1 protein-coding gene is annotated in these 2,006 nt (G+C 50.1%); it reads right to left on the reverse strand.

Annotated features, from left to right (window positions below; all coding sequences use genetic code 11):
* Positions 1–2,006, reverse strand: a 2,006-nt coding sequence (locus BUB71_RS18710) for a condensation domain-containing protein (protein ID WP_139279205.1), incomplete at both ends; no start/stop codon positions are given.

The raw sequence follows: 2,006 nt of genomic DNA on the forward strand, positions 1-2,006 counted from the left end.
GAGCAACAATGTGTGATCAATTGTTGTAACTGCTCCATGTATGTCTGGATCAGCCAGTCCATCGTTTGTTGTTCATATTGCTGCTCGCTATACTGAAGGGTGAGTTGGAATCGACCCGCTACAACCATGCCGAGTAGATCAATACGATGCGCTCTTTCGCTTGTGGGATCTACCATCTCTCCTCTTGCTTCAGGAGCCATTCCCAATAGGAGATCACCTGACCATGTACCATCGACTTGTCCCAGGTAGTTAAAACTTACTTCTGGCTTGGGCGCTGTCGTGAGGGATGATTCTTTGCCCCATGTTTGCAATAATCCATATCCCAATCCTTTATGGGGAATGGCGCGTATCTGCTCTTTCACTCCCTTGATCGCATCTCCCATTGTTTCTGCTTCAGATATGTCCAGCTTCAATGGATAGAGACTGGTGAACCAACCGACTGTTCGAGATAAGTCGAGCTGTTCGCTGATCTCTTCACGCCCATGTCCTTCTAGATGTAGGTGACAGATATCGCTGGCTGTCCATTTCTGAACGGTTTGTGCCCATGCGGTGAGGAGCAGGTCTGTCACTTGTGTCCGATATGCCTTTGTCGATTCCCGTAATAAGGCTTCAGTCTGCTCTTTGGTAAAAGTGCGGACTTTCATTTGTAGATGTGCTTGTCGATTCTCTCCTTCTGGATGATCGACCGGCAAGGCCGTGATCGATTCGACTTGTTGCTTCCAGTAGGGCAGCTCTTTTTGCACCTGTTGTGTCTGGGCATATTGCTGCAATTGGGCGATCCAGTCTTTCCAGGAACTGGTTTTCGCTGGTAGCTGAATCGGTTGCTGCTGGGTTGCCTGTTGGTAGGCTTGTTGGAAATCTTCTAAGAGAATCCGCCAAGAGACGGCATCCACCATCCAATGATGCAGAATCCATAAGAGACGATCAGGCTGATCGCCCAGTTGGAAGTAGATCATCCGCTGAATCGGTCCCTTTGTGAGATCAAGCTGCTGTTGCGCTTGATCTGCGATCTGCTCGATTCTTTGTTGTTGCCATTCTTCCGGTTGCCCCCGTAGGTCTACCCAAGTAAACGGAAGTTCTGCTTCGATGGACTGATGCACCGATTCTTCTTCGACGATGCGCAGACGCAGAGCATCATGTTGCTCGATGACAGCTTGCAATGCTGCTTGTAGGGCATCCGGTATGGCGGTCTCTTTCCACAACAGCAGGAGTGATTGGTTCCAATGATTCCGATTGGGAATGGCTTGCTCCCAAAACCACTGTTGGATCGGGGAGAAGGGAACTGTTCCTTCTACCAGCCCTTGTTCTGCTGCTACTTGTGGCTGTTGCTGGACATAAGGTGCCAATTCAGCAATCGTTTGATGTTCAAAAAGCTGTTTGGGGGTGAGCCGCAATCCCTCTCGCTGTGCCCGTGCGACCACTTGAATGCTGAGGATGGAGTCGCCCCCACAGGCAAAGAAGTTATCTTGAATACCGATCTGGGGTTGTTGTAATATTTCTTGCCAAATGTGAACCAGACGAGCTTCGATCTCATTTCGGGCGGCGACAAAGGTGACTTCTCCTTCCCAAGCTGGCTCAGGAAGCGCTTTGCGATCCACTTTTCCATTCGGGGTGATCGGCAATGCGGGCAGCCACTCATAAAAGCGTGGAACCATATATTCGGGAAGTCTTTGTTTCACCCATTGACGCATCGCTTCTCCCTCGACCGTGTCACCTACCAGATAAGCAACCAATCGCTCTTCCCATACTTCAACCACTGCTTCTTGGATCTGAGGGTGACGCAGGAGACAGGCTTCTATTTCACCCAATTCAATACGAAATCCACGTAAACTGATCTGATGATCGAATCGTCCTAAAAACTCCAACTCTCCATCCCACCGATAGCGCACACGATCTCCGGTCCGATAAAGGCGACCCCACTGTGGATGCTCGATCCATCGTTCGGCTGTCTGCTCCGGCTGACCATAGTAGCCTTTGGCTAAGCTCTCTCCACCTAAGTAGAGTTC

Origin of the sequence: Seinonella peptonophila (assembly GCF_900129355.1) — a bacterium.
GTDB classification, from domain to species: domain Bacteria; phylum Bacillota; class Bacilli; order Thermoactinomycetales; family Thermoactinomycetaceae; genus Seinonella; species Seinonella peptonophila.